Origin of the sequence: Candidatus Phytoplasma bonamiae, assembly GCF_030586845.1 — a bacterium.
Lineage (GTDB): Bacteria > Bacillota_I > Bacilli_A > Acholeplasmatales > Acholeplasmataceae > Phytoplasma > Phytoplasma bonamiae.
The window spans coordinates 1-3,954 of record NZ_JAOSIQ010000039.1 but is presented as its reverse complement, the minus strand read 5'-3'; the positions used below and the strand labels follow the sequence as shown (position 1 = coordinate 3,954).

3 protein-coding genes are annotated in these 3,954 nt (G+C 21.6%); 2 read left to right on the top strand and 1 reads right to left on the bottom strand.

Annotated features, from left to right (window positions below; translation table 11 throughout):
• Positions 1–162: 162 nt before the first annotated feature.
• Positions 163–513: a hypothetical protein gene (locus OC701_RS02455; protein ID WP_304514503.1), complete on the bottom strand. Its 351-nt coding sequence runs from the start codon at positions 511–513 to the stop codon at positions 163–165.
• An 875-nt stretch (positions 514–1,388) separates the two neighbouring features.
• Here OC701_RS02455 and OC701_RS02450 point away from each other — a divergent pair.
• Positions 1,389–2,012 carry a sigma-70 family RNA polymerase sigma factor gene (locus tag OC701_RS02450; protein WP_304514502.1) on the top strand — a complete coding sequence of 208 codons (624 nt, stop codon included), beginning with the start codon at positions 1,389–1,391 and terminating at the stop codon, positions 2,010–2,012.
• A 124-nt stretch (positions 2,013–2,136) separates the two neighbouring features.
• A complete protein-coding gene (locus OC701_RS02445) occupies positions 2,137–3,273 on the top strand; it encodes a hypothetical protein (protein WP_304514501.1) in 1,137 nt (378 codons plus the stop codon).
• Positions 3,274–3,954 lie beyond the last annotated feature (681 nt).

Below are 3,954 nucleotides of genomic sequence, written 5' to 3'. Positions count from 1 at the left end.
TCTGGTCTGGCGTCGACTTATTGACTAGATATTTCATCTCATCTCGCTTTCGTGCTTTTGCTGTTATCAACTCTTCTTTCGAACTAGTTGATCAAGCCCACCTTGCAGTGTTTACGTGACCTCTAGAGATTATCACTCTAGGCTATGCGTTAAATAGCGGAATTATGAGCATCTTTTGCGCCCTAATTCTATATAAGATTTTTCTTGTTTTTCTAATATTTGTAACAATATTACTTCTTCATTATCTTTATGATTATTCGTTTGAAAATTATTGAGTTCTGTAATATATGTTTTTTTTTGAACTTCAATATCATTTAGAAAAATTTTTAATTTCTCTTTGTCTTCTGATGATAATATATCTAATTCTTTATTTAATTTTTGGTTTTGATTTAAATCTGAATCTAAAATCATTCGATATTGAAAAATTTTATTTTTTAAATCTATTATTTTTTGCTTATTGTCATCAGAAAAATGAGCTAAAAGCGGGTTTATTAAACAACATTTAAAAAACAATATGATTAGAATTAAATATTGAAATAATAAAATATTTGTTTTATTTTTATCTAAAATTTTAATATTAGTTATTAATTCTCTTTTCTTTTTATTTTTAAAAATTATGTAATAAATATAGTTATATTTAGTAAATAATATTTTTGTTAGATAAATTTTAATTATTTTTCAAATTTATAATGTTTAATTGTTTTCAAATTTTCAAATTTCATTTTAAAGTTATCATGTATCCCCTTTTTAAAGAAGGAATATTAAGATATTTTATCAATAGAAAAATATTCTAAATCTATAAAATATCTAATTTAATTATAACATATAAAATTGTTAATAATATTATATGTTATTTAAGCAGAAGATATTAGTATTATTTGATTAAAATAATTTTTTTAATATTTAATGATTTTTTTATGTTAATACTTTATTAAAAATTTTTATAGTCATTAATTATTCTTAATCTTAATTTTTATTTTAAAAATAATAAATTTTAAAATTAAAAAAATTATTATTTTTAAATTTATTAAACCGATATTTATTTTGAAAATATTGTTTTTTTATTTTAATAAGAAATTTTAAACTTTTTTACCTAACTAAATAAAGAACAAATGAAATTTAATTTTAAATATTTTATATATACCAAAAATATACATTTCGATAAGTAATATGTTTTCATATTCTTATTATTAAAAAAAAGAAATTGGGATAATTTAGAAGAAAATAATTTTAATTTAAGTTTGTTTATGTGGTAAATTTTTTAGCATGTAATAAAGATCTTGATTCATGAAATTTATGTAACTATAATAAATTTCAATTTACAAAATATATTGTCAAGATTTATTTTAGTAATTATTAATTTTAATAACGTTTTAGAAAGGAAACATATGCCAAGAAAAAGATTATTTTCGCTCTTTTTAAAAGATAAAAATAACTTATCTATTAGAAATCAATTAATTGAAGTTCATGCGCCTTTAGTTTATAAAATTGTCAATCAATTTAAATATTATCCTTCTATTTTGGACAAATCAGATTTAATTCAAGAAGGTTTTTTAGGTTTAATTCGCGCTTTAGGTTATTATCAAGATCAAGGTTATGATTTTATTGCTTATGCTAGACCAACTATTAAATTTGTAATTCGTGAATTGATTCGACATAGTCATATTCCGGTTGTACCTCAAAAAAATTTTTATGTAGTTAATACTAATTTTCAAGACACTATTTATTATTCTTTTGCTAACTATTCTTTAAATCCTCATCAAAACTGGTTAAACCAAGTAGATTATGAATTTTGGATTCAAAAAATAAAACAAACTTTAAATTCATCAGAATTTAAAATTATTGGTTTAAGTTTTGGGTTTTTTAATAATTTTCAATGTTATAAAAAAATTTCTTATCGAGAAATAGCTTTTTCTTTACAAATGTCTCCTAAAAAAGTTCAAAAAATACGTAAAAATGCTATTCAAAAACTTAAAAGAAAATTAAATTATCTTAAGAATTTACGTATATAAATCTAATAAAAATTATAAATTAAAATTTAATTTATTTTAGAATTTAATTTATCGGTTATGATTTAAAAATATATATTGTTAAAACTTATTCAATTAAAATCAAAGTTATGGAGTTTATAAAAATATGAAATTATTATTCAAATTTAATAAATTTTTAATATTTTTATTTCTAATTCAATTAATTTGGTTATTTCATAATAATTTTTTAAAGTTATTCGCTTTTGATATTGAGAATTACGAAAAAGATTATAATACAAAACATTATGCTGTTCATTGGCGTCACGAAAAAGGTCATATGTTTTCTGAAAAAGCTTATGTTTTTTATAATTTTTTCCCTTTTAAAATGGTTCCTTGTAAAACTTATCAAGAATTCGCTAATACTAAACAAATTATAAAAAACACTACTATTTTAACGAGTAATTTATTATTTCCTGTTAATAGATTTTTTAAAGCGTTAGACATAGTTAAAGAAGTTACTAGTGATAAATATATTAATGATTCAGATGATAAAATCGCCTTTATTAATGAATTTTTGAAATATTTTATTCAATATCATCCGGAAAAAGGTATATTTTTTTTAGATCCTGATCAGTTAAATGATATTTATTGTATTGATATCGTTTTGTGTAATTGTGATATGTCTAATTCTTTATTTTCTATGAGTTATGATTTGTTAGAGAATTTTTTGCAAAATGAGTTAGATCGAATACCTTATGAAGATATTTTTTTTAATGAAGCATCCGAAGTAGAAATGGCTGAATTAGGTCTTAATATTCAAAATTTTTATCAAAAAATTTTGGAAAATAATATTCTTAAAAATCATATTAAACAAAAAGTAATTCAAAAAATTAAAGATAAAATAAATTTAAAAATTTTCAAAACTGGTCTGAATCAAACAACTAAATTTATTTCTAGTAAATTAATTTGTAATCTTTTACTTCCGGGAGCGATAGACAGTTATGAAATGTTAAAACAAAATAAAGAGGCTACCCATTATATACATCAAAATATTCGTTTATATATAGACAACAATAATTTTAAAAAAACCTTAGGATTTGCTCTTCATTATAATAATTTAGAGAATCAATTTGAATTTTTTTTATTAGAGAAAAATACACTATCTTCTCAATTACATTCTCGTTTTATCGAAAAAATAAATATTTTTAATTCTTCTCATATGTTGATTAGTTTAGTACAATCCAAAAATTTAGGAATGCCTAATATGAATTTAAATATTTATGGCGGAAAAGTTAAAAAATGATTTAAATCTAATATAATTAAAATTATTTATTATTAAATTTTTGGATATTTATCGAATGATAATGAGTTCTTTTAATCATTTTTAATTTATTTGAGAAAATGTTGCTGTAATATTTTACATTATTTAATTTTATACATTTATTAATAAAAAAATTAAAATTTTATTTTCATGATATTAAAAAAGATATAAATAACTTTTATGATAATTATCTATAAATTTTGAATATCGCCAAAGAAGCCTAAATATCGAGTGAACTAACCCATCACCAGTGCGATAAACACTGACAGGCTAAGAACGGTTCTTGAAAAGAAACCATCAAGAATTACAGCAGTTCTTAAAAGCGGGTTGCGATGAAGTAGTTAGTCAAGAAGACACCGCCACCGAATGGTTCTAAGGGTAAGCCGGAAATGGTCTAAGAAGATAAGCAGATGTAATAACAAAACCTGTCTCGCAAACTACTGAAACCGAGCAGTCTAGAGAATATTAATATAATAGATAAGTATTGGATAGTTTATCACTTAACCAACCTGGAATCTCACCATGAATAAATGGTTACTTCCCCTAAGGAATCAAGGTTGATATTTAGCGTAACTGGGAGAATCCTAAAGGCGAGTTATTAAATTAACGAATAATGAGATTAAAGTCATTATAGCCCAAGGAGAAAGCGACTTCTTAGTAGTC

What these genes read in the sequence shown, in the direction of transcription:
- OC701_RS02450 (WP_304514502.1), top strand. Translation starts at nt 1,389, where the DNA reads ATGCCAAGAAAAAGATTATTTTCGCTCTTTTTAAAAGATAAAAATAAC.
- OC701_RS02445 (WP_304514501.1), top strand. Translation starts at nt 2,137, where the DNA reads ATGAAATTATTATTCAAATTTAATAAATTTTTAATATTTTTATTTCTA.